Raw genomic sequence first — 24,049 nt, forward strand, 5'->3', positions numbered from 1 at the left:
CACGACCCGGCGCATACGAGCGCCGTACACCTAGCCGACGGTGACTACCGGATCCCCCGCGCCCATGTCCATCTGCTCGGCCAAACGCATAGCTTCCTCGATCAAGGTTTCCACGATCTGCGCCTCAGGCACCGTCTTGATGACCTCGCCCTTGACGAAGATCTGTCCCTTGCCGTTGCCGGAGGCAACACCGAGATCGGCCTCGCGAGCCTCACCGGGACCGTTGACGACGCAGCCCATCACAGCCACCCGCAGCGGCACCTCCATGCCTTCCAACCCGGCGCTCACCTCGTTGGCCAGCGTGTAGACGTCGACCTGGGCGCGCCCGCACGACGGGCACGATACGATCTCCAGCTTGCGTGGCCGCAAGTTCAACGATTGCAGGATCTGCCCGCCCACCTTGACCTCTTCCGCGGGCGGCGCGGACAGGGACACCCGGATCGTGTCACCGATGCCTTCCGACAGCAGCGCACCGAACGCCACCGCCGACTTGACGGTGCCCTGAAATGCCGGCCCCGCCTCGGTCACGCCAAGGTGTAGCGGGTAGTCCGACCGCGCGGCCAACTGCCGGTACGCCTCGACCATGATCACCGGATCGTTGTGTTTGACCGAGATCTTGATATCGCCGAAGCCGTGCTCCTCGAACAGGCTCGCCTCCCACAGCGCCGACTCGACCAGCGCCTCCGGGGTGGCCTTGCCGTACTTTTCCAGCATCCGCTTATCCAGCGAACCCGCGTTCACCCCGATGCGAATCGGAATGCCCGCCGCGCCAGCGGCTTTCGCGACCTCGCCGACCCGGCCGTCGAATTCCTTGATATTGCCCGGGTTCACCCGCACCGCAGCACAGCCCGCGTCGATGGCGGCAAAAATGTAGCGCGGCTGGAAGTGGATATCGGCGATGACCGGAATCTGGCTCTTACGCGCGATCGTGCCCAACGCGTCCGCATCCTCTTGACGTGGGCACGCCACCCGCACGATGTCGCAGCCCGAGGCAGTCAGTTCCGCGATCTGCTGCAGGGTGGCGTTGATGTCGTGAGTCTTGGTGGTGGTCATCGACTGCACCGAGATCGGATGATCGCTGCCGACACCCACGCCGCCGACCATCAGCTGGCGGGTCGTTCGGCGTGGCGCGAGGACGGCCGCGGGCGCGGTCGGCATCCCCAATCCGATTGTGCTGGTCACTTCCGGCTGCCTACTTTCCTGCGTTTTGGTGAGCCGTTCGCTTACCGAGTTTAGTCGCGCGGTAGCCACTCACCCTGTGACGACCATGACATGGTGGATCCCCAATGCCCGCGACAGGGTACCGCGTCGAGGCAGCCGCGGAAAGATACCGGCGGATCTAGGTCAGGGGAACAACTTGATGGGGTTGATGATGTCAGCGGCCAGCGTGAGGACCATGTACGCGCCGCCGATCACCACCGCCAGATAGGTCACGGGTAACAATTTCAGATAGTCAACCGGCGCACCGGGCGCGAGCCCCTTCCAACCACGGATGGTGTTGCGGATCTTCTCGTAGATTACGACCGCGATATGACCGCCGTCCAGCGGTAACAGCGGCAGGATATTGAAGGCGCCGAGGAAGAAGTTCAGGCTGGCCAGCACCAGGATGAACACGCCCCAGAGGCCGCGCTCGGCGGTTTCGCCGCCGATCTTACTGGCTCCGTAGACGCTGACCGGGGTTTCGGGGTCGCGCTCGCCGCCCGTCACGGCCGTCCACAGTGCGGACACCTTCTGCGGCATCTGCGCGAGCGACTGCATGGTGCGCACGAACATGTCGCCGGTGAACGCGCCCGACGCCGGGATGGCCGCCAGCACGTTGTACTTCACCGGCTCGTAGTACTCGGAGCCGACGCCGACGGCACTGACCTCACGGCCCGGCCCGCCATCGGATGGGTAACGCGTGACGCGCTGCGGGGTCACCGGAATGGTGAGGGTCTGCCCGTCCCGGTCGATCGTGTACTCGAAGGCCCCGGTCTGCTTCTGGGTCGCGGACTGGAACTCCGCCCAGGTCTCCACCTTCGTACCGTTGACCGCCGTCACCACATCGCCGGATCGCAGACCGGCCTGTTGCGCCGGACCGATGCCGGTGCACGGCTGTAGCGTGCCGTCCTCATTCTGCTGCGCGACGCAGCTCATCTTGCCCAGCGCCGTCGCCGGCGGCTGATCGAAGCGCGGCAGGCCCCAGCCGATCGCGAGAATGACAACGAGAATGAAGCCGAGTAGGAAGTTCATCGCGATCCCGCCGACCATGACGACCAGGCGCTTCCACGTGGCCTGCCGGTACATCGCCCGGTCGAGGTCCTCCGGCTCGATCTCATCAAGCGCCGTCATGCCCGCGATATCGCAGAAGCCGCCCAGCGGCAGCGCCTTGAGTCCGTATTCGGTCTCACCGCGCTGAAAAGAAAACACCTTGGGGCCGAAGCCGACGAAGTAGCGGCGCACCTTCATGCCGGTTGCCTGAGCAGCCCACATGTGCCCGCATTCGTGCAGCGCGACCGAGATCGTGATGCACAGGGCGAACAGCACGAACCCCAACGCGAACACCATTAGCTTGACAGCCCTCCTGCATTGCGCAGCTCGCCTCGATACATATGCGACCAGTGGCCGCCGCACACACGCAGCCGTCTTGGCCGCGAGCACCCCGACCACAGTAACCGGACGTGGTCCGGTGCTCGCGGCTCAGTCTGCCAGGCCGCCCTCACACGGCGCGCCCGATCCCGTCGAAGGTGCGCCGATGACGACCGTCGTCCGCGTCGCGGCCGCCCTCATCCGACGACTAGGCCGCGGGCATATTCGCGCGCCCAGCTGTCGGCGGTCAGCACCTCGTCGAGGGTCTCCGGTTCGGCGCGCCACCGGTCGGCGGCCTCGACCGTGCGGGCGACGGTGCGCACGATCTGCGGAAATCGAATGGCGCCGTCCAGGAACGCTTGCACGGCAATCTCATTGGCGGCGTTGTAGACCGCGGTGACACAGCCGCCGGCCTGACCTGCCTGCCTGGCCAGCTCCACGGCCGGGAACACCGAACTGTCGAGCGGTTCGAACTCCCAGGTCGAGGCGGTGCCGAAATCGCAGGCCGCCGCGGCGCCCGGTACCCGGTCCGGCCAGCCGAGGGCCAGCGCGATGGGTAGCTTCATATCGGGCGGGCTGGCCTGCGCGAGAGTTGAGCCGTCGGTGAAGGTGACCATGGAATGCACGATCGATTGCGGGTGCACGGTGACGTCGATGCGGTCGTAGGGAATGCCGAACAGCAGGTGCGTTTCGATCAATTCCAGGCCCTTGTTCACCAGAGACGCCGAATTCAGGGTGTTCATCAGCCCCATCGACCACGTCGGATGTGCTTTCGCCTCAGCGGGATTCACCGATTCCAGCATGTCGGCGCTCCAGCCACGGAATGGTCCGCCAGAGGCGGTCAATACCAGGCGATCGACCTCTTCCGCCCGCCCACCGCGTAGGCATTGCGCCAGCGCCGAATGCTCCGAATCGACCGGCACGATCTGGCCGGGCGCCGCCGCCCTCGTCACCAGCGAACCGCCCGCGACGAGCGATTCCTTGTTGGCCAGCGCCAGTCGAGTGCCAGACTGCAGCGTGGCCAGCGTCGGCTCCAAACCAAGCGAACCGACCAACGCGTTGAGCACGACATCGGCCTCGGTGTGTCGCACGAGCTCGGTTACCGCGCCGGGGCCGCCGAGGCCGAGGCCGAGCTGCTCGGCCGCGGCGGGATCGGCGACGGCGACATTGCGCGTTCCGGTCGCGGCGATCTGCGCGGCGAGCAGTTCGGTATTACCGCCTCGGGCCGCCAACCCGACCACCTCGAACTTGTCCGGGTTGGCCGCGATCACCTCGAGCGCTTGGGTCCCGATGGAACCGGTGCTGCCGAGCAGTAGGACTCTCACAATGTCGGACACGGCCCCATTGTGGCAGCGAGTCGAGCGACGCGCCCCCATGCGGTAGCCCCGCGCAACCGATTCAAATGCGGCCCTGCTGGCTACGACAACCGGTCGTATGCCACGATATCGATAAGTAATCGACCCACCAGCTGAGGAGCGATCGTGGCCGCCACGGAACTCGAAACCACCGACAGTGACAGGGGCGTCCTCATCCCGGTGGACACCGCCGCTGAGGTTCCGTCCGCAGCTTGGGGTTGGAGCGGGGAGTCCCGCCGGACCTTCCAAATCGCGGGCTGGGTCGTCGCGGTCATCCTCGTGGCCATGACGATCGGCAACCACAAGGGCAAGGTCGAGGACATTTTCCTGATCGGCTTCGCGCTTGCCATCGCGGGCATCCTCATTCGCGACTCGATCCAGCGTCGCAAGCCGCGCTAGTCACGTAACGATCGCGGCGGGATTCAGCGTCCCCGCCGCTTTGCCTGCTTCTTTCCTGGGCCGGGTCGGCCGCCGCCGGCCCGTTTGGCCTGGACCTTCTTCGACTGCTGCTGGACGGATGGGGTCCGGGCCGCCGGTGATCGTGAGCTGCGTTCCGAGCGGCCGCGTACGACACCGACGAATTCTTCGACCAGGGTGGTGGTCAGGTCAGTCGGCCAGGCCAATGCGATCTCGGTGTCGGGGACATCGGTGACCGTGCGATAGACCAGATCACGTCGGGCATGTAGACGAGCGATCGAATGCGGCACGATGGTGACCCCGACCCCCGCGGCGACCAGTTCTATAGCTCCCGCGATGGCATCGATGTCGGAGGAATCCTGTATCCGCTCATCCGCCAGCTCCGCGGTGCTGACCTGCTCGAACGCCGCGATCGGGTGATCTTTCGGCACCACGACCACCGGCAGCTCACGGTAGAGCGGGATCATGCTCAGGCCGTCCCGATCGATCGGCAGCCGGACGAAACAGGCGTCGACGAGTCCACCCCGCAGCGCCGCGAGCTGTTCGACCATCGGGATGGGGACGACTTCGAGCGGGGTCTCGGGGAACCGCTCGCCCCAGATCCTCGTCCATTTGGACACGGTGACGCCCGGCACGAAACCGACCCGCAGTGTGATCTCCCCTATGGGCACCGGGTCGCTCGCGGCGTCCGCGCGAGCGATCAGTTCGCGGGCCGCGCGCAGCAGTTCCACGCCGTCGTCGGTCAATTGGGTCGGCTGGGCGCCCGGCACAAAGAGTTTGGTCCCGAGCTCGTTCTCCAGATCGATGACCGTGTGGCTCAGCTTCTGGCGCGAAATATGCAGCGATTTCGCCGCGCGCGCGAAATGCAGTTCCTCGGCTACCGCGACAAACCAGCGCAGCCGCGTCACGTCGATGGACTCGGGGTTCATTCCAGAAAGCGTATTGCCCGGCGGTGTCGGCGTGCGCACGGGTGCCGACGCTCGACGGGGTGGTCAGGAACCCCAGTCGGGCCAGATAGTCTGTATCGGTGAGCCCGGACAAGAAACCGCAGACCATGAAGCCGCTGACCGCGGCGAACAAGCTCGGCATCTACCTTCCGGCAGCCCCCGAGGAATTCCGGAACTCGCCGATCTCACGCGCCGATCTCGAAGATCTGCGCACCAATCCCCCGGAATGGCTGATCGAACTCCGCCGCACCGGCCCGTTCCCGCGCGACGTCGTCGCCCGCAAGCTCGGCGTCTCCAACACCGGCCTGGCCCGCGCCGAGGTCTCCGATTTCCTCACCACCCATGAAATCGCCGACCTGCTCGCCGACCCCCCGGAGTGGCTGATTCGCGAACGCGAAAGCTACGCCGCGGTGCTGAAGGAGAACGAACGCATCAGGGCGCAGCAAGCCGAGCGCCGCGCGGCATCGAACCGGCCCGCGAAAAACCGCACCTAGGTCGCACCCGGCCACATTCGCGCGGCCGTCGGCCTCATCGCCTTGCGGGCATACCGGCAACCTCGCAGCACGCCGATCGTCGCATCGGGACCCCGACATCCAAATATGCTGTCCTGGTTTGAATTTCGTCTTACATAGTCCCTCGGTGTCCGCTACCGTTGATTCAGCGGCATGTGTCGTGCTGAACACCGGGGGGAACTGCCGATGGCGGATATTGGCAATGAGTGGGGGCGACGGAGTGCTCGCCACCGATGACGCACCCGCTATCGAAACCACAGTCACAGCCGAACTTTTCACGTCGAGTCCGGCCTCTTTCGGTAGCTGTTCGGTGATCATCGGTTCAAAGCAGGGGTTGAGTTGAGTCCATTACGTGAACTGGTCGGCAAGCAAACCCGTGCGATCCACTTGGCCTCCGATCGCGACAACGTCGTCCTCGGCACAGCCGGTACCGGGAAAAGCACAATGGCCGTTGCACGCGCGGTCCATCTCGCCGACCCGGACACCGCGAATAGCGGTCCGACGCTGCTACTCACCTATAACAACGCACTGATCACCTACCTGAAATACCTTGTCAGCAGGCATGTTCGGGACGTGTCACCCGGCTCGAACATCCCCAATCTGACGATCGAGACCTACTCCGCGTTCGCTCGAAACTATCTTCTGAGCCGCCGCGTGCTCGAGCCGAGCGACGATATCGCCAACGGCAAAGACTGCCGACTGTATGTCGATCAGGCGGTCGGCCGGCTTCGTCGCGAGGATCCGCTGTCACCGACGCTACGACGCGATATCGGCTGGTTCGTCGATGAATTGCAGTGGATCGCCGGGATGGGACTACCGGACGAACACAGCTATCAAACGATCCGAAGACGGGGGCGGCAGACACAACTGCGGACCGGCATTCCGCGTAGCCAGGTCTGGCGAGTTCTGGAGCTGTATCGAAACATTCGTCGCCACCGTGGGCGGCGGTTCGACTGGATCGACATCGCTTCGGCCGTCCGCGAGACGCAGAAATCCGATACCACCACCCGCCAGTATCGGCATATCTTGATCGACGAAGGCCAAGACCTGACACCGGAAATGATCCGCACAGTGGCCGCGGCGGCTCGGCCGGGCGGGTCGGTCACTTTCTTCGGCGACTACCACCAGGCCATCTATGGGCAGGGACTGTCATGGCGTGCGGCCGGACTTCGCCTCGACGGACGGCCGGTGGAACGCTTCGTCGACAACTATCGCAACACCATTCCGATCGCACGGCTCATGACTGCAATAGCGCAGTCGAAATACATGGCCTCCGATGACGAGGACCTCGTCGTTCCCGGCCAGGCGGTCCTCGAAGGCGTCTCACCGACCCTCATCCGTTGTCAGGACCTCACCCATGAGGCGAAAACGGTGCGGCGGCTTGTCGCCGATCTCGCGCGCGATCAATCGGTAGCGGTGTTGTGCCGAACGTGGGGTGAGGCTACCCGGGCTGTTGCCGGTCTCCGGTACACCGAATTGAAGACTGGAATGGATAGCTGGCACCAGGAGCCCGGAATCTACTCCGGCCCTTATCATTCCGGCAAAGGGTTGGAATTCGACGTCGTCGTGCTGCCGTTCCTCAACGACGATCGAATCCCGTTACCATCCGCGCTGGCCTCGTTCGGCCATGATGAGGCGTGTGCACGGGAAGCACGGTTACTGTACGTCAGCGCGTCGCGAGCTCGTTCGAGACTGGTCATGACCTACAGCGACACCCTGACTCGACTGATGCCGAGTGAGGAATCTCTGTGGGAAGAGGTGATTCGCGCCTGATCCATCGATTCCGGATCGAATTACGCGTGGACGCAACCACAATCCCCGAGCACCAACCGATCTACGGGCCGAGGCACTGATTCCGACCCCGGTGTCTACCTCCGCACCAGCATCCACCGCAATGACCCGATCGAAGAAATCATCATTACGCCGAACGTGGCTCGGTGATCGCGAGGGCTTGCAATCGACCTAGCGCCCACTGCGTTTCGAATTCCACACCCATCTCGAGGACCCCGTCGTCGAAGGTGGCACACGGTGAATGGTTGGACGGGGCCGCGGCCGGATCCTGACCCGGAGTGCAGGCCCCGAGTAGCACGAAGGCGCCGGGGACTTTGTCGAGGAACCAGGAGAAGTCTTCGGATGCGGTGAAGGGTTGGTCCATGAGTCGAACCGCTTCGGGACCGAAAAGGTCGCGGGCCGTGCACATTGCGAAGTCCGCTTCGGTATCCGTGCTGACGGTGGGAATCGCGACCTCCTCCAGTTCCACCGCGGCGGTGACATCATGGGTCGCGGCAATACCGTCGGCGACGCGCTGGACGAGGCGGCGTAGTCGCGCCGAGTTCTGCGTGGTGAAGGCCCGTGCGGTGCCGCTGACGTGCGCGGTGTCGGGAATGACGTTGCCACTGTGGCCGCCTTCGATGTGACCGACGGTCACCACGACCGATTCGAACATGCTGAAGGTCCGTGTCACCGCGACCTGCAGTGCGGTGACGAATTCGGCGGCGGCGACTATCGGGTCCCGGGCGGTCTGTGGCGCGGAACCGTGACCGCCCTTGCCGTCGAAACGGACGGTGAAGGTGTTCGAGGCGGACATGATCGGCCCGCGACGCATACCGAATACGCCGGATGGCAGGTCGTAGGAGAACACGTGCAGTCCCAGCGCGGCGTCCGCCCTGCGACCGGACGCGTCGAGCACGCCCTCGGCCAGCATCGCGAGCGCGCCACCCCAGTTCTCTTCGCCGGGTTGGAAGACGAAGACCACGTCGCCGGGCAGGTCATCACGCCGGGCAGCGAGGCGGTGGGCGGCACCGACGAGAATTGCCATGTGCAGGTCGTGGCCGCAGGCGTGCATGGCGCCGTTCGTTGCCGCGAAGTCGAGCCCGCTGTCCTCGACGACGGGTAGTGCGTCCATGTCGGACCGGATCAGCACGGTCGGCCGGTCGGCGCCGCGAACCGCCCCGCCGCGCAGTACCGCGGTGATCGAGGTTGTCGAGTGCCCGAGCGAGATCTCGAGGCCGAGCCCGTCGAGCGCGCGCAGTATCCGGGACTGCGTCCACGGCAGCCGCAGCCCAACCTCCGGTCGGCGGTGCAACTCCCGCCGCAGCCGGATCAGGTCGTTGGTCGAGTCGGTCATTGAAACTCCTCGGGTTCGGGGGACGGTCTGCGGCGACCGTTCGGGGTGGATAGGGTGGCGGCATGCAGTGGTATGCGGCGGCAGAAGAGTGGGCACGCGCCGCGGGTGGTCGCCTTTACGCGGCTCCGGCCACTCCGTTCGACGCATCCGGAACCGCGCGCCCGGAGTTCGCGCTGGGCTACTTCGCTGCTCTCACCGCCACAGGTGCGGACGGGTTGGCGATTGCCGTGCATACCGGCCGCGGCCCGCACCTGCCTGCCGCTGTGCGCACCGAACTGATCCGGATCGCACGGCAGGTGTGCCCGTCGGTGGTCGTCGGGGTCAACAGCCCTGACGAGGTCAGGCTCGCCGCCGCGGCGGGCGCCGACGCCGTGCTGGTGTTTCCCGCGCCCGGCGACACGAATGCCGTTATGCGACACCTCGACCGGCTGTGGGACAGCGGCGGACTCCCACTGATCGGCTTCGATTTGTATACCGCGCCGTACTCGGACGCGACGTTCGCCACCATGGTGGACCACCCTGCGGTGGCAGCTGTGAAGCTCGCCCGGCTGTCGGACGCAATCGCCTGCCAGGACCGGATCGCATTGGTTCGCGAGCGCGGCAAACTCGCCATAACCGGCGAGGATCGCATGTTCGGCGCCTCCCTGACCTGGGGCGCCGAGGCGGCATTGGTTGGCATCGGTGCCGCCGCGGTCCCATTGACGCGCGCGGTGCTCGATGCGTTCGCCGGTGACAACCTGCCCGCGTTCCTCGACGCCACCCGCAGGCTCGACGAGTTCGCCGCGGCGACCTTCCGGGCCCCTTTCGACGGGTACGTGCAGCGGATGACCTGGGTCGCGGGCGAGCAGGGTCTGTTGCCCGAGGACATGCTGACCGATCCGTACGCGCCGCCGCTTCCATCGGATGAACGAGACCGTGTTCTGGACATGCTGCATCGGCTATCGATCGCTCAGTTGCCCACGCGCGCGAGTTGAGCGGCCGACAGGGTGGTCTCGATTATGGCGCGGCTGCGCGGCCACGTCACCGGGGCCGGCGCGCCGTCGGCCATCGCCAGCACCGCGCGCAGGCAGTCCAGGTATCCGAGAGTCCGATAGTGATCGGCCCCGTCCAATGTCATGCGGTGCACGTCCGACTCGGTGTGCACGGTCACCTCATAGCTCTCGCCGCTGCCCGCCCCGACAACGTCGACGGTGACGGGCACCCCATCGGCGGTGACCGCGTGGAAGGCGGCGGTGTTCTCCGAGATCGTGCGGGAATCCGGTAGCCGAGCGGTCACCCCGCCGAGCGGAGTCATCGCGCGGTCGAGGATTGCGTCCAGCATCTCCCAGGCATGCAATCCCATCGAAATCGCTGTCCCCCCACCGTCATTCGGGTCGTCCTGCCATCGCCGCTCGGGGGTGGTGAATGCGTCGATGCCGTGCCTTACCGACACGTGAGCCGCGATCGGCTCGAGGCCATCGAGGTCCGCCGCCAACGCGCGCACAGCCGGGGCGAACCGCAGCACCGACGCGGTGAGAAATCGTTCGGTACGGTCGCCGATCGCCGAGTCGAGGTCGGCGAGCCCGGCCGGGTTCGCCGCCGGAACCTTGTTGAGAAAGCACACACCACCGTGGTCGAGTACCGAGGCCACCACCGTTGCGACGCGATGCGGGCGCGGTGTCACGATCACCACGTCGGGTCGCCAGTCCAGCAGGCCCGCCAGGGAATCGTGCTCGACCGCGCACCACTCGTGGACGAACCGGCCGCGCCGGAGGCGGTCATCGGGATCCCAGACCGCCAGCTCTTCGACGCCGAGTGCTCGCGCATTGCGTGCGTCGCTGAACGGGTGAGAATGGGCCACTCCGGCGAAACCGATCCGCATGCGAGGCTCCTTCGGGTCGTATCGGGTCAGTTCATATCGACGTCGCGCGTCTCGGGACTGAGTACCGCGCCGAGCACCGTGAGCAGTCCACCGAAGCACAGCAACACAACCGCGGTGTACGGCAGCGGCATGAACGTCGACAATCCGCTCTGGATGTAGGCGTAGAACGCCGGGATGACCATGCCGAGCGAGTAGCCCAGACCGTAACCCGAGGCCCGGACGCCGAGTGTGAAGCGCTCGGTGAGGTAGGTCGTCAGGCAGCCCCACGGGACACTGATCAGCACCGTCACCGAAATGAGCAGGGCGAGTACGGCTCCGAACGTCCGCACGTTGCCCGACGCGATGAGGGTGTACGGGATCGGCGCGACGAACACGCACAGCAGCCCGCCCACCATCAGCATCGGTCGACGCCCGACCTTCTGTGAGAGCAGTCCGCTGCCCATATAGACGGCCACCACAATCGCGTTCGCGATCACCAGAGCGAGCGTGGTGGAGTTCGGGCTGAGTTTCGCCTCGCTCTTCATCAGACCGGGCAGCACCGTGGTCAACATGTAGCTGGTGAACCACAGCCCGGTGGTGAGCACGAACACCTGTAGGAAGTCGCGGCCGGAGCGGCCCTTGAACAGCTCGAGCAGCGGCGTCTTCACCTTCTCCGAATGCTGCCATTCGCTGCTGTCCTCGACATTGCGCGAATACCAGATGGCGAAGCCCACCGACAACACAGCTCCGATGAAAAATGGTATGCGCCAACCCCATTGGACGTATGCCGAGTCGATGCCCTGTGCGGGCATGATCTGCAACAGACCGAGCGTGATCAACGCGATCGAGCAATACGCGAGGGGGAACCCCGTCGATATGATCGCGCCGTTCAGACCGCGACGCCCCTTCGCGCTCTGCTCGAGTGCCGTCGGAGTGGCCGAGGTGTACTCGCCGCCGAGGAACACGCCGTCGACGAATCGCAGCACGATCAGGAGGATCACGGCCAAGATGCCGATCTGCTGGTAGCCGGGCAGCAGACCGATGGCCATGGTCGTCACACCGAATCCGGACACCGATATCACCGTGACCCGGCGCCTGCCGAATTTATCGGCAAGGTGGCCGAAGAGCATCGCCCCAAGCGGTCGTCCCACCAGCGTCGCGGCGAACACCGAACCATTGATCAGGGCGATTGTCCCCGTGGACGCCCCGGTGGCCTGGAAGTACACCGACGCGGGCGCGAGCACGATAACCGGCAGATAGATGTCGAACAGGTCGACATAGAACCCCAACCACGCGCCGAACACCGCTTTTCTGGCGCGCTTCGCCTTCGCCCCGTCCACCGGGCCGTCGGTCGTGGTGACCGCTGTTGAGCTCATGACAACCATCCTTCGAGCCTTGCGGCGATGAAACCGTCCTCCTCGCGCAGCCACTCGTACGCGTGGACCATTCTGGTGAGTTCGTCCGCCTGGCCAACCGAGAGGCCCTCGGCGGGGTCGATACACCAGGTCCCTTCGAGCAGGCCCTGGCGGCGAAGTACCTCGTGCACGCCCGCGATCACGCCGGCGAAATCATTGCGGACATCGAAGACCGCGGCGTTGGCATCGGTGACGCCCGCGGTCATCGACAAGGCCGCGACCCGCGCGGCCTCGTCCCCCGCCCATGCCTTCCGGACAAGTTCGTGCAGGTGAACCGCGCACCGCGTCCACACCGCCCAATGTCCGAGCAGGCCACCGACGAACCTCCTGGTCACCGGCCCAGATCGGCCGCGCAGCACGAATGGGGTGAGCAGGTCGGTGACGATGTTGTCGTCGTTTCCGGTGTATAGCGCGACCTGCTCGCCCCGGTCGGAGTCGACGATGCCTTGCACCAGCTCGAGTGTCCGGTAACGGTCGAACGGGGCGGCCTTGACCGCGACCGTGGAGTCCTGGTCCGCGAGCCGACGCCAGTAATCACTCGGGAGGTACCGGCCACCGACGGCCTCCTGCAAGTAGAACCCGATCACGGGAAGCACCTCGCCGACGGCAGCTGACCTATCGAGCAAATAGTCGAGGTCGTGCTCGGAGAGTCCGCCCGGGGAGACGAGCACCGCGTCATAGCCCAGGTCACGGGCCAGCTCCGCCTCGGCGACCGCCTGCGCGGCCGGTCCGGCCACACCCGCTATACGCAGGAACGGACGATCCCCGACGCGAGCGTCGAACTCCTGGGCGGCCAGTTCGAGCACCGGCCGCAGCAGGCCGATTTCGGGCCTGCGGATCTCGAATTGAGTTGTGTGCACGCCGACTGCCACACCGCCGACACCCGCGTCGATGTAATACCGCGTTAGCGCTCGCTGCCGTCTTTCGTCGAATCGACGATCCGCATCGAGTGCGAGCGGATGCGCGGGAATCACTGTGCCATCACGCAGCAGCGCGGCCTTCGCCGCCGAAAGTCCCTGTGTCATCAGAATTTTCCGTCCCGGCGCTCGAACTTGGTCGGCTTGTTCCACAACATGCCGCCCGCGCGGATCCACTCGGCCTGCATGTCGATCAGTTGCCCGATTGTGCGATCCGGGTAGCCGAACAGCGCGTGACATTTCGAAGCGTTGTTGAGCAGGCTCGTGGCCCCCGCGGCGCCGGTGAAGTTCGGTTCGACCCCGAGCCGCTGCCCCAATTGGCTGGCGATGGTTCGAACCGACGCGGTCTCCGGCCCGGTGAGATTGAGCAGGAAGGGCGCGGTGTCCGCATGTCCGAGCGAGCGCAGGACGACCTCATTGGTGTAGCGCTGCCACACCACGTTGACCGCGCCGATCGACAGGTCGACCGGTTCGCCGTCGTGGACGCGACGCGCGATATCCGCGACGACACCGTAGCGGGGCTCGCAGGCATAGTTCAGCCGGATCAACGCCACCTGAGTCCCCCGAGTCCGCGCACCGTGGGTGAAGACCTGTTCGCGACCCCGGCACGTGATGGCGTATTCACCGATCGGGCCGGTCTCGTCCGTCTCGACAGGTCCGCCGGTCACCGGCTCGGACAGCGGGTAGACATTGCCGGTCGACAGCGCCGAGATCCGCGCGGTCGCATATCGCCGCGCGACGTAGGCGGGCAGGACGGTGTTGGTCATCCATGCCTCGTCGGTATTGGTCGCCGTGCCGAACTTGGCACCGACCAGAAACACCACGTTCCCGGCGTCGGGCAGCTGGTCCACCGCCGTCGGATCTGATAAATCGGCTATGACCGTTTCTACCCCGGTGGCATCCAACCTGGCGCGGGCCTCGACGTCCGACCAGCGCGAGACGGCCAGCACTCGCACGTCGTCGCGATCGGCCTCATCGAGCGCGCGCCGGGCCATCGTTGCCACACCCGATCCGATTTTTCCGCCCGCACCCAGCACAATCACGTCGTTTTGCCACGACGCCGCATCGGCGACAAGGCCCGCACTCGGCCGACTGAGCTCTCGCTCGAGCTCCTTCTCATTCGTGAACATCAACCGGCCCTTCTCCTGTTGGACTATTTCGGTCTGGACCGTAATAATGCTTTGGTGTGGTGTCAAGCACAATAGGAAAGGACCCGAAGCCGTGACCGTCAGCGTGTTCGACCTGTTCTCGGTCGGCATCGGCCCGTCTAGCTCGCATACCGTCGGCCCGATGCGCGCCGCGCGCATGTTCACCGCCGAGCTCGACGAAACCGGCACACTCGCGCACGTGACGCGGGTGCGAGCCCTACTCTGCGGCTCGCTCGGCGCGACCGGGCGCGGACACGGGTCGGATCGTGCCGTGATCGCCGGGCTACTCGGCGCCGATCCCGAAACCGTCGACCCGCGATCATTGGCGCGATGGCAGCGTTCGGTCGCCGACACTATGTCGATCAATCTCGCTGGGCGGCACCGAATTCCGTTCGAAGACACCGACCTCGTGCTGGACGGGGCCACCCGACTGCCCGGACATCCCAACGCCATGGTGCTATCGGCAGACCTAGAGGACGGGTCTCGGTGGGAACGGACCTACTACTCGATCGGCGGCGGGTTCGTCACCCAGGACTGTGATTCACCCGGTCACGCCGACATCGTCGCGGTCCCCCATCCATTCCGTTCCGGCGACGAGTTATTCGCTCGCACCGCCGAAACCGGTCTCGCCGTCAGCGACCTCGTACTCGCGAACGAGCAGACTCTGCGACCGGGGACAGATGTCGGTGCCGGTCTCGACCGAATCTGGGCGGCTATGCGGGAAAGCGTGCACGCGGGGCTGCACACCGACGGCCAGCTGCCCGGAACACTGGCCGTGCGGCGCCGCGCCCCGAACCTTCGGCGGCGGCTCGAAGCCATTGGCCGACAACCGGATCCACTGCATCAGCTGGACTGGGTCAATGCCTTCGCCATGGCTGTCAACGAAGAGAACGCCGCGGGCGGTCGCGTCGTCACCGCTCCGACAAACGGCGCCGCCGGCATCATTCCGGCTGTACTCCACTACTACGACCGTTTCGTTCCCGGCGCGGACGCCGCAGGGGTCCGGCGCTTCCTGCTCACCGCGGCGGCGATCGGGGCGCTGTACAAGGGCAACGCGTCCATCTCGGGCGCCGAGGTCGGCTGCCAGGGCGAGGTCGGGTCCGCATGCTCGATGGCCGCCGGTGCCCTCTGCGAACTTCTCGGCGGCACACCCGCTCAGGTGGCGAACGCCGCCGAAATCGCTATGGAGCACAATCTCGGATTGACCTGCGACCCGGTCGGCGGATTCGTGCAAATCCCCTGTATCGAGCGCAATGCGGTCGGCGCGGTAAAAGCCATCAACGCGGCGCGAATCGCCCTGGCCGGTGATGGGAACCATCGCGTCAGCCTGGACACTGTTATCAAGACCATGCGCGACACCGGAGCGGACATGCAGTCGAAGTACAAGGAAACATCGTTGGGGGGACTGGCAGTCAATGTCGTCGAATGCTGAACACACGTATCGGATCGGCGTGGTCGGGCCGTCGGACCTGGTGTCGTTGGTCAAACGCGTCGCGGCCGTCACGTTCGCCGACCATCTCATCGTCGCGCTGGCCTACCGCAACGAAGCACAGGCCGTCGAGGTCATCGCCGCGAACCCCGATGTCGACGCACTGCTTTTCACCGGCGTCATTCCCTACACGCTGGCTCAGTCCGCGGGCGTGATCTCCAAGCCGGCCGCATACATCGACTACACCGGGGCGACCCTGTACGGCGCGCTTGTGGAGTTGATGTCCGCCGGCTACGACCCCGCTCACATCTCGATAGACACCCTCGCACGATCCCTCGTCGTCGAGAGCCTCACCCACGTCGGCATCGCGACCGGCGACATCGCAACGATGGAGTACCGCAATGGAATCGACGCGCAGCGCCTAGCCGAATTCCATCGCGAATACGCGCGTACGCACCCCGGCGCGGTGGCGATCACGTGTGTCCGATCGGTGTACGAGCTGATCCGCGAGGACGTCGACACGATTCGCCTCGCCCCGGCGATCGCCTCGGTCCGCACCACGCTCGAGACGGTCACAATGGAGCTGGCCGGGCGCATTTCGTCCGACGCGCAGGTGGTTCTCGGGATGATCGAGCTGCCGGAACCGGACGACGCCCTCGCCGATGACGTTCGCTCGATCGCGGGCAGCGTCTTTCCCACCGGGCCGTCGAGCTACGTACTGGTGAGCACCCGCGGCGTGTTGGCTCAGCACACCTGCGACTGGACGGTGATGCCCCTGCTCGAGCAGCTGTCCGAACGCCACACCCAGGTACGCATCGGGCTCGGGGTCGGGCGCTCGGCCGCGGACGCGGAGGCCCTCGCCCGTCGCGCCGTCGACCGTTGCCGCACCGCAGGGCCGTTCGCGGCGGTCGTCTCGGTGGGACAGGGCCGTGACTTCGTTATCACCGAGACGGCGGGCGGTGAGCGCGGCAAGGACGAGCGGGTGAGCCTGCATGTCGCCGCCAGGCGAGCCGGCCTGTCCCACGCGACCCTCGTGCGACTCGAGGCAGCCGCGGCCGCTCACCCGGACAACGAGGTGACCGCCGCCGCGATAGCTACCTCGCTGGGTATCGAACCCCGTTCCGCCCGTAGGACTTTGAAGCAACTAGAGCGCGCGGGGCTCGCCCAACCGGTCGGCACCGTCGCCAGCGGTGCGGGCCGACCGGCCGTGCGGTACTCGCTACGACTCGAGACCTAGCGGACGACGGCACCGTGACCGACGCCCACGCCCCGCCTCGAACCCCCACCCCGGTAATGCTGACGACGAAGCTCTCGCCGCGTGTCGATCCGATCTATTCGGTTTTCGCGTATTATGCCATTTCGTCAGCCCCGATCGCCTACCTCATGTCGGCCGTACAGCTGAGCGAGTCCGACGAGCACCACGTTCGCGTCCTGGTCAGCGCGATCACGAAGCGCGTCACTGAATCCGGCGCCGCTGAAACACACCAGGCGACAATTCGATGCATCCAACCCGTTACCGGCCAACAACTCTCGTGCGCGGACAAGTCGATCCAGATGGTTGAGGCCCATGGTCGCACCCCACTTCGCCTCACCGATCATCGACACTGCGGCCTTATGCCCACCATCGCCCGACTGCATAACCGCTACGTCGATCTGAATCTGCTTGCGAGCAGCCGAATCGGTGACGATCCCGCAGCCGATCTCACCGAATCCAGCATCCGAGTCAAGCATTTCAATGCCGTCGCCGAGCATGAATTCCCGGCACATTGCCTCGAAGTGCGGCCCAGCGACCTGCGCTGTGAACCGCTCCTTCGACCGCGCCCACACCTGTTGCGCCTGGCCACTTTCCAGCCGCGCCCACGATGGACGCATGACAGCTTCGTAGAAGTTGATCAGCGGTTCGGTGATTCGGTACACGGACTTCCCCGCCCGGAACACGTCTTGCTCGCGCACCAACAGGTGACAGTCCTCCAGCACGGTGAGTGGGTGCGAGATATCCACCGCCTTTCGGCCGATGTAGCTAGCAATACCGCCACGAGTGTTGCTGCCCTGCGCGACCGCGGCCAGTACCGAATGGTATAGCGCGGTGTCGCGAATCTCGGCCTCCTCGGCCAATAGATAACGCGCCTCCCGGAACAGCGGACTCAACGGCGACAGCACTGTCCGAGACAACCACGGGTCGAAGTCGGTCAGCGAGATAGGGACGTCATCGGCCAAAAATTGCCGTCTGTACGCAGGAGTTCCACCCAGCACGGCATGCAGTCGCACCGCTAACGCAGGATCCTTCTCTACCCCCCAGAACGCCGCGGCGTCGCGATAGCCGAATGGGCGGACCACCATCTCCATCTGAGCGCGCCCTCGCAGCGGCGCATTGCTGGCCAGCAGCCCACCCATCACCGACATCGCCGACCCGCACAGCAGCAGCCGAGTACCACTCGGCTCGACCTGATACCGATCAATCTCCCGCTGCACCAAAGACGGAAGCTCGGGAACCGCCTTCACCAGGTACGGAAACTCATCGATCACCACCAGCAACGGTTTGTCGGCGTGCTCACGCGCGGCTAGACCGAACAGGTAGGTAACCGCATGGTCCCAGCTATCGAACACAATCGGCACCTCCGCCCCGGCGAACTCGGCCAATGCCGCCCCGAACTGCCGCAACGACTCCCCGGCCGTTGCCGTCGTCGCGCCGAAGTAGAAACCCCCGACCCGCTCAACCAACGCCCGCAGCAGATAGGTCTTCCCCATTCGCCGCCGACCACTGACAATTCCCAGCCGCGCCGTCTGCGTCTTCCCCGACGCGAAAGCCACCAGGCCGTCCCACTCCGCAACGCGGTCGAACAAGCGCTCCGGCTTCGTCGTCATCCGAAATACCCCCCGTTTAACGTTAGGATCATACCCCTAAGGACTGTACTCCTAATGGATCAGTAACCGTTGGTTGGCGGCCCTACCCACTGCCGAGAGGCCCGTCCACAGCACAGACGGCTACGAAGACTCACCAGCGGTTTCGATTCGAATATGTTGCATACCAGAATTATTCGAATGCAATGGTGATCGTGCCGCCAGATCGCCTGCCAGCCGTCCACCTCGGTGCGATGCTCGCTCATCCGGGATGCATGTCTGGGTGCGATGGAAAACCGAAACCTCTTGCGGCAGGTAGCGAAGGAGCAGGAGCGTGATGAACGCTGACCTATCCGGGGTGAACTGATTCAAGAGCAGCTACAGCGAAGACAGCGGGCAGTGTGTCGAGGTGGCATGGCTCAACGGGGGCAGATTGTCCGTCACGTACAAGTGGCTGTCCGGCTACTCTGCGCCCAGGCATTCGCTGCGGAACTCGCGATTGGGGCGTTGATGCGCCGCCGGTTCCAGCGTCGCCACTACCGGTTGCCGCCAATGCTGAGGCCGCCATCTGCCGGGATGCATGCCCCGGCGATGAACGAGGATTCAGACGAAAGTAACCACGCGACGAGTTGGGCGATCTCCAACGCTTCACCTAGACGCCCCATCGGGGTCATGACTCGTCGCGCTTGTTTGCCTTCATCCGTTGCGTTCTCGAGTAGCATCGGCGTTTGGATGAACCCCGGGCATATAGCGTTCACGCGAATACCCTTACTTGAACCTTCCAGCGCTGCGGCCTTTGTCAGTCCGACGGCGCCATGCTTGGAGGCAACGTACGCGGCCCCCTTAGGGACGCCGATCAAACCGGCCGCCGAGGCGTTGTTCACGATCGATGCTCCGCTCCGCAAGTGCTGCAGCTCATATTTCAGGCAGAGAAACATGCCCACCAGATTCACTTCGACGAGTTCGCGGAAGTCTGCGAGATTTGTATCGGTGAGTGCAGTACCGAACGAATAGTTTCCCGCTGCTGCAATTCCCGCGTTATTGAAGACTCCATCAAGCCCGTCGAACGCAGACATTGCGTCGACGGTCATGCATTCGACCTCCGCTTCTTTGGTTATGTCTGCAGCGAGTGAGACAGCTTCTCCACCTGCGGCATTGATGGCTTCGGAGACGGCGGAGACTTTCTCGAAGTTACGATCGACGACAACAACACTTGCGCCTTGGCCACCCAATAGGGTTGCAGTCTCGCGACCGATCCCGGATGCAGCCCCCGTGACCAGAAATTTGCGACCAGCGACGGTATTCCGACCGTGCCGCCACCCCGAGGGCTCCCGCTCGATGCGGCCCACGGACGGGCGGTTTCGCCATTGTTCACTTGCAGCACTGCAATTTTCGTGATTATCTGACATGCCCCGAAGGCTAGCAAGGATGTAACTTCGAGTACACGGGTCGAAGGAAAATGAGATTCCGATATGCGGAATGTCAGACCTCAATTATTTTGACATCTAAGACAATTGAGTAACCTTGAGCGCGCGATGGGCATCGGATGCGGCTGACATGAGCTGCGCGCCAACTGCTTCCAGGTCGGTGGTTTGCATACGATAGATGGGCATACAAACCGAGAGGGCCGCAATCGGCTTCCCTCGATCATTCAGCACAGCCACCCCCACACCGCCGACCTCGGCGCGAAAGCCCCCCCGGTTCACTGCATATCCCGTTGACCTGACATGTTGCAGTTCCTTGCGCACAGCTGCCGGGTCGGTCAGCGACCGTTCGGTGTATCGGCGCAGCGGACCTGCGAGGACCCAGTCGACTGCGTCGTCGGGAAGTGCTGCGAGCTGCGAAAGCCCTGGCGACACGCAGTGCGCGGGGGACCTGCTGCCGAGTGTGCTCACCGAGTGGACCGGCTTCGGCGAGACGAGCTGCTCGACATAGATGACGTACCTCCCCTGAAGCACTGTGAGGTGAATGGTCTCCTGCGTCTCGTCATGGAGTTCGTCCATGATGGGCCGCAGCCGACTCCGGATGTCCTGTCCAGCTTGCAGACCCGGCGCGAGGCTGAGCAATCCTGGTCCCAGTCGATATCGAAGCTCGTCGTCCTTCTCCACCCATCCGCGCTCGACAAGCGTCTTCGTCAGACGAAATGCCGTCGTCTTGCCGACGCCGAGGCGATCCGCCAGCTGGGTGACGGTGAGTCCGTTGTTCTCCGCCAGGAGCTCCAGGAGCGAGAGCGCCCTATTGACGGAGCCGAGCGTGTCCGATGCGCGCGATTCGACCATGGAATCACCATAACGGAACCAGCCCCGGAAGTTTCGTTTCGCTATGAGGAACATGCGTTGAGCATTAAGGAATCTCATGTCTATGGTGCAGATCACGTCACAGTCGTGACGACCACTCGGTCAGGAGGCCGCTTTGGAGAAAGCCCAGGACAGTGCCCGCAGAAAGCAAGTTCGCTCTGCGGGGATTGCTTCGATCACCGGATGGGCGATGGATCTCTACGATCTGACGATCATCCTCTACCTCGCCCCTACTATCGGGCCGCTGCTGTTCCCTGCGCACAACGCCACGCTCCAGCTGACGTTCGTCTACGCATCCTTCGCGGTGACACTCCTGTTCCGCCCGCTCGGTTCTGCGCTGTTCGGCGCCTACGCCGATCGCAACGGTCGCAAGCAAGCGATGATGATCGCGATTCTGGGTGTCGGGCTCTCAACGGCATTCATGGGAGCGGTACCGACTTACGCGACCATCGGATTCGCTGCCCCGATTCTCTTCCTCGTCTTGCGCGTCGTGCAGGGGGTGTTCGTCGGCGGCGTCGTCGCATCGACGCACACACTCGGAACCGAAACTGTCGCACCGGAACATCGTGGACTGATGTCGGGACTGGTCGCCGGCGGCGGCGCCGGTGCCGGTGCCGTGGTCGCCTCGCTGGTGTATTTCGTCGTTTCGGCCGTTGTCCCAAGCGAAGACTTCGGCTCGTACGGATGGCGCGTGATGTTCTGCACCGGCCTTCTGACTGCGGCCTTCAGCTTCTACATCTACCGGCGCACCGAGGAATCGCCGCTGTGGCACGGGAAGACGTCGGGACCGACAGTCCGAAAATCGCCTCTTCGAGACATCTTCGGGCCTCGCTACCGCAAGACGACGCTGCTCAACATCGCCCTCTCGGCAGGCAGCGCAACCGCGTATTACCTTACGGTTGGATTCTTCCCGACCTTCTTCGGCGCGAACCTGGGTATCAGCAAGACGACCTCGGCAATGATCCTGATCATCGCCAACGTGGGAGTCATGGTGGGAGGAGTCCTGGGTGGGCACCTCAGTGATCGAATTGGCCGACGGGCCGTCTTCCTCTGCTTCGGCGTGCCCAACGTCGTGCTGCTGCCCTTGCTCTACCTCTGGCTCGCATCCCTGAACTCGGACTCGATCGCCCTGGTCACCGTCATCTCGACAGCGATTGCCGTGATCGTCATGGCAGGCTCCGCACCGGTACTGATCTTCCTCAACGAGCGTTTCCCCACCGAGATTCGCGCGACGGGTACCGGCCTGAGCTGGAACATCGGCTTCGCGATCGGTGGAGTCATACCCGCGATCGTGACGGCCGTCAGCCCGAGCGTCAGCGACATCCCGGTCCGGCTGACCATCGCCATTGCAGTCGCCGCGGTTGTCTTCCTCCTGGCGGCCCTGAGCGTGCGTGAGACCCGCCATCTCGGCCTCGGCGAGCGCGATAACGTCCAGCCTCCGGAAGCCGCCGTGGTCGTGGCCGACGGAGCCTGACACCGGCCGATTCAACACCAACCGTCACCTTCGAAGTACAGGAGCACGACATGCCCATTATCAACGTCAATCACGCCAGCCCACTGACGGCGGAGCAGATCGAGGCCCTGATGGCCGGCTTGACCGACGTCTACACCTCGGTCACCAACTCCAATCCCGCAGCCGTCCACGTACTGGTCCAGCAGGTGCCCACGGAACGCTGGGCCGTCGGGGGTGAAAGCCTGTCCAGGCGCAACGCAAAGTCTTGACGAGCCCGCTCTGCCGTATCAGGAAAGGACAGAATGGAACTCGCGGAAACTCTCGACAGCCACGCCGATCGACCGACCGTTGTTCTGCTGCACAGCCTCGGGACCGATCACCGACTCTGGCGTCATCAGATCGGCTCCCTGACCGCCCATTACGATCTGTCGACACCAGACAGTCGGGGGCACGGCAAGTCCCCGCAGGCCGGCGCAGTCGGCATCGACGCCTGGACCGACGACCTCTACGGGGTCATCGAGGATCTCGGTCCGGTGCACCTGATCGGGTTGTCCATGGGTGGGCTGCAAGCGATCGCCGTCGCCGCGAAGCACCCCGAACTGGTCCGCAGCGTCACCATCGCCAACTCGTTCGCGCGGCTCCCGATCGATGTCGCTGATGCCCGCATCGACAGCTCTGCGGAGTCGATCACTCGAAACGGCATGGCCGGATTCGCAAAGGACTATCTCGACCAAACACTCACTCGACCACTCGACACCGCGGACTACGCTGCCCTCTACGATGCGATTTCCACGATGAGCCCCGAGGCATACCTCGAGTCCGCAACGGCGACGTTCCGTGCCGACGTTGTTCCCCTGCTCGACTCGATCGCCTGTCCCGCGCTCGTCGTCACGGGCGAACTCGACGCCAAGATTCCGAGCGAACGCACGGCCGAGATCCTCGGCGGCATCGACCACGCACAGCACGAGATCGTTCCTCGCGCCGGCCACCTGTCGTGCATCGAGAACCCCGCCCACTTCAATGCCGTGATCGCGTCGTTCCTCGCGCGCGTCGACGACCGCGCCGCCATCGACTAGAAAGCATGCGCATGACCACAACGATTATCACCGGAGGCGCCAGCGGCATCGGCCGAGCTGTCGTCGACGAACTGCGCGATGACGGGCACCGCACGATCGTCATCGATCTCGCAGAGCCCCCGGCCGACGGGTTCACCGACCTCTACATCAGGGCAGACCTGAGCACACCGGAGGGCATCTCCACAGTCCTCGAATCTCTTGCCGGACAGGAGATAGACAACCTCGTTCATTGCGCCGCAATGGGACAGTGGTCGTCGTTCCGCGACACCCCACGAGAGGCCTGGGAGCGAATCCTGCGCACCAACCTCGAGGGAACTATCGCCATCACCCAGGCAGTAGTACCGCTGATGCCGCGGGGTTCGAGGATCGTGCTCTTCGCCTCCGGCACCGTATTCAAGGGCGCCAGGAACCTCTTCGCGTATGTCGCGTCGAAGGCCGGGGTCATCGGCTTCGCCCGCTGTCTGGCAGATGAACTCGGTGACGACGAAATTACGGTCAACGTCGTCAGTCCGGGCATCACCGCTACACCCATGATCACGGACATGGCCCACACCGAAGAGAACAACATCGCCAGCCGCTCGATCAAACGACGCGCCTACCCGGAGGACATCGTCGGGCCGGTGAAATTCCTGCTCGGCCCCGGCGCGGCCTTCGTCACCGGCCAGACGATCTGCGTCGACGGCGGCTCGGTCAAGAACTAACCCCCG

At 64.6% G+C, this 24,049-nt stretch carries 22 protein-coding genes and 1 pseudogene; 11 read left to right on the top strand and 12 right to left on the bottom strand.

The annotated features are described in order from the left end of the window. Positions 1–30 precede the first annotated feature (30 nt). From ispG to dxr, 3 genes are all read right to left on the bottom strand, one after another. Positions 31–1,182, bottom strand: a complete 1,152-nt coding sequence (ispG, locus tag LKE06_RS29905; RefSeq protein ID WP_228002796.1) for a flavodoxin-dependent (E)-4-hydroxy-3-methylbut-2-enyl-diphosphate synthase — start codon at positions 1,180–1,182, stop codon at positions 31–33. A 162-nt stretch (positions 1,183–1,344) separates the two neighbouring features. Beyond that, positions 1,345–2,547: a M50 family metallopeptidase gene (locus LKE06_RS29910; RefSeq protein ID WP_228002797.1), complete on the bottom strand. Its 1,203-nt coding sequence runs from the start codon at positions 2,545–2,547 to the stop codon at positions 1,345–1,347. Positions 2,548–2,765: 218 nt separating this feature from the next. Then, positions 2,766–3,944, bottom strand: a complete 1,179-nt coding sequence (gene dxr, locus LKE06_RS29915; protein ID WP_372477448.1) for a 1-deoxy-D-xylulose-5-phosphate reductoisomerase — start codon at positions 3,942–3,944, stop codon at positions 2,766–2,768. Positions 3,945–4,049: 105 nt separating this feature from the next. Here dxr and LKE06_RS29920 point away from each other — a divergent pair, with 105 nt between their 5' ends. Beyond that, on the top strand, positions 4,050–4,322 hold the full coding sequence (locus tag LKE06_RS29920; RefSeq protein WP_228002800.1) for a DUF2631 domain-containing protein: 273 nt from the start codon (positions 4,050–4,052) through the stop codon (positions 4,320–4,322). 23 nt (positions 4,323–4,345) lie between these two features. Here LKE06_RS29920 and LKE06_RS29925 read toward each other — a convergent pair whose 3' ends face one another. Further along, a complete protein-coding gene (locus tag LKE06_RS29925; protein WP_228002801.1) occupies positions 4,346–5,269 on the bottom strand; it encodes a LysR family transcriptional regulator in 924 nt (307 codons plus the stop codon). A gap of 98 nt (positions 5,270–5,367) precedes the next feature. On the opposite strand from LKE06_RS29925, the gene LKE06_RS29930 reads away from it, so the two are divergent. Both LKE06_RS29930 and LKE06_RS29935 read left to right on the top strand, forming a co-directional pair. Then, complete coding sequence (locus tag LKE06_RS29930; protein ID WP_228002803.1) at positions 5,368–5,781, top strand: DUF5997 family protein; 414 nt, start codon at positions 5,368–5,370, stop codon at positions 5,779–5,781. Positions 5,782–6,138: 357 nt separating this feature from the next. Further along, positions 6,139–7,572 carry a 3'-5' exonuclease gene (locus LKE06_RS29935; protein ID WP_228002804.1) on the top strand — a complete coding sequence of 478 codons (1,434 nt, stop codon included), beginning with the start codon at positions 6,139–6,141 and terminating at the stop codon, positions 7,570–7,572. A 145-nt stretch (positions 7,573–7,717) separates the two neighbouring features. Here the strand turns inward: LKE06_RS29935 and LKE06_RS29940 are convergent, their stop codons facing one another. After that, entirely contained in the window at positions 7,718–8,926 is a 1,209-nt protein-coding gene (locus tag LKE06_RS29940; protein WP_228002806.1) for a M20 metallopeptidase family protein, read from the bottom strand. 62 nt (positions 8,927–8,988) lie between these two features. Between LKE06_RS29940 and LKE06_RS29945 the strand changes: the two genes are divergently transcribed. Further along, the gene (locus LKE06_RS29945) at positions 8,989–9,900 is read left to right on the top strand and encodes a dihydrodipicolinate synthase family protein (protein WP_228002808.1); all 912 of its coding nucleotides are present in this window, start codon (positions 8,989–8,991) and stop codon (positions 9,898–9,900) included. On the opposite strand, the gene LKE06_RS29950 is transcribed toward LKE06_RS29945, so the two are convergent. Genes LKE06_RS29950 through LKE06_RS29965 form a run of 4 tightly spaced genes read right to left on the bottom strand, consistent with a single transcriptional unit; the run spans position 9,876 to position 14,228 of the window. Beyond that, on the bottom strand, positions 9,876–10,787 hold the full coding sequence (locus LKE06_RS29950; protein ID WP_228002809.1) for a Gfo/Idh/MocA family oxidoreductase: 912 nt from the start codon (positions 10,785–10,787) through the stop codon (positions 9,876–9,878). The two genes, LKE06_RS29945 and LKE06_RS29950, sit on opposite strands and share 25 nt — an antisense overlap. Before the next feature lie 26 nt (positions 10,788–10,813). Further along, positions 10,814–12,142, bottom strand: a complete 1,329-nt coding sequence (locus tag LKE06_RS29955) for an MFS transporter (RefSeq protein WP_228002810.1) — start codon at positions 12,140–12,142, stop codon at positions 10,814–10,816. Then, positions 12,139–13,206, bottom strand: a complete 1,068-nt coding sequence (locus LKE06_RS29960; protein WP_228002812.1) for a dihydrodipicolinate synthase family protein — start codon at positions 13,204–13,206, stop codon at positions 12,139–12,141. The genes LKE06_RS29955 and LKE06_RS29960 overlap by 4 nt, the downstream gene beginning before the upstream one ends. After that, a complete protein-coding gene (locus LKE06_RS29965) occupies positions 13,206–14,228 on the bottom strand; it encodes an NAD-dependent epimerase/dehydratase family protein (protein WP_228002814.1) in 1,023 nt (340 codons plus the stop codon). The genes LKE06_RS29960 and LKE06_RS29965 overlap by 1 nt, the downstream gene beginning before the upstream one ends. A 91-nt stretch (positions 14,229–14,319) precedes the next feature. Between LKE06_RS29965 and LKE06_RS29970 the strand changes: the two genes are divergently transcribed. Beyond that, on the top strand, positions 14,320–15,678 hold the full coding sequence (locus LKE06_RS29970) for an L-serine ammonia-lyase (protein ID WP_308188458.1): 1,359 nt from the start codon (positions 14,320–14,322) through the stop codon (positions 15,676–15,678). Then, positions 15,662–16,912: a helix-turn-helix domain-containing protein gene (locus tag LKE06_RS29975; protein ID WP_228002816.1), complete on the top strand. Its 1,251-nt coding sequence runs from the start codon at positions 15,662–15,664 to the stop codon at positions 16,910–16,912. Before LKE06_RS29970 ends, LKE06_RS29975 begins: the two co-directional genes overlap by 17 nt. Before the next feature lie 125 nt (positions 16,913–17,037). On the opposite strand, the gene LKE06_RS29980 is transcribed toward LKE06_RS29975, so the two are convergent. Next, entirely contained in the window at positions 17,038–18,540 is a 1,503-nt protein-coding gene (locus LKE06_RS29980; protein ID WP_228002817.1) for an ATP-binding protein, read from the bottom strand. A 355-nt stretch (positions 18,541–18,895) separates the two neighbouring features. Here LKE06_RS29980 and LKE06_RS33410 point away from each other — a divergent pair. Then, positions 18,896–19,027: pseudogene (locus tag LKE06_RS33410) on the top strand (hypothetical protein); the annotation flags it as partial. Positions 19,028–19,052: 25 nt separating this feature from the next. Here LKE06_RS33410 and LKE06_RS29990 read toward each other — a convergent pair. Continuing rightward, positions 19,053–19,925, bottom strand: coding sequence for an SDR family NAD(P)-dependent oxidoreductase (locus LKE06_RS29990; protein ID WP_228002819.1), 873 nt, complete (start codon positions 19,923–19,925; stop codon positions 19,053–19,055). 96 nt (positions 19,926–20,021) lie between these two features. Beyond that, positions 20,022–20,795, bottom strand: a complete 774-nt coding sequence (locus LKE06_RS29995) for an IclR family transcriptional regulator (RefSeq protein ID WP_228002820.1) — start codon at positions 20,793–20,795, stop codon at positions 20,022–20,024. Positions 20,796–21,003: 208 nt separating this feature from the next. Here LKE06_RS29995 and LKE06_RS30000 point away from each other — a divergent pair, with 208 nt between their 5' ends. The 4 genes from LKE06_RS30000 to LKE06_RS30015 are packed head-to-tail and all read left to right on the top strand — an operon-like array spanning position 21,004 to position 24,043. After that, positions 21,004–22,287 carry an MFS transporter gene (locus LKE06_RS30000; protein WP_228002821.1) on the top strand — a complete coding sequence of 428 codons (1,284 nt, stop codon included), beginning with the start codon at positions 21,004–21,006 and terminating at the stop codon, positions 22,285–22,287. Positions 22,288–22,337: 50 nt separating this feature from the next. Next, complete coding sequence (locus LKE06_RS30005) at positions 22,338–22,535, top strand: tautomerase family protein (RefSeq protein ID WP_228002822.1); 198 nt, start codon at positions 22,338–22,340, stop codon at positions 22,533–22,535. Between the two features lie 33 nt (positions 22,536–22,568). Next, positions 22,569–23,342, top strand: a complete 774-nt coding sequence (locus LKE06_RS30010) for an alpha/beta fold hydrolase (RefSeq protein WP_228002823.1) — start codon at positions 22,569–22,571, stop codon at positions 23,340–23,342. Between the two features lie 11 nt (positions 23,343–23,353). Continuing rightward, positions 23,354–24,043, top strand: coding sequence for an SDR family NAD(P)-dependent oxidoreductase (locus tag LKE06_RS30015; RefSeq protein ID WP_228002824.1), 690 nt, complete (start codon positions 23,354–23,356; stop codon positions 24,041–24,043). Positions 24,044–24,049 lie beyond the last annotated feature (6 nt).

Source organism: Nocardia australiensis (assembly GCF_020733705.1).
GTDB classification, from domain to species: Bacteria; Actinomycetota; Actinomycetes; order Mycobacteriales; family Mycobacteriaceae; genus Nocardia; species Nocardia australiensis.